At 40.9% G+C, this 274-nt stretch carries 1 protein-coding gene; it reads right to left on the minus strand.

Going from position 1 to position 274, the window contains the following annotated elements; translation table 11 throughout:
- On the minus strand, positions 1-274 hold a 274-nt coding region (locus AB4585_RS25020; RefSeq protein ID WP_372171454.1), incomplete at both ends, for an IS607 family transposase.

Below are 274 nucleotides of genomic sequence, written 5' to 3' on the forward strand. Positions count from 1 at the left end.
CTTCACATCCATGCCTTTCAGCAAAAGCCTCAAACCACTCAAAGCCAAAGCGCACTAGACGATCTTTATGAGCAATCACCAACAAAGAAACCTTACCCATTTCGATATCAAGAAACAGTTTATTGAACTTCTTGCGTTTATAATTAAGTCCACTACCTGTTTCTGATAACCACTCATCAACAGCGTATCCATTCGCTGAACAGAACTTCTCTAACGCATCAATCTGGTTTTTAAGATCGGGCTTTTGAGCCGCACTAGAAACACGGCTATAAAC

Origin of the sequence: Vibrio sp. 10N.222.49.C9, from assembly GCF_041474985.1 — a bacterium.
GTDB classification, from domain to species: Bacteria; Pseudomonadota; Gammaproteobacteria; order Enterobacterales; family Vibrionaceae; genus Vibrio; species Vibrio crassostreae_C.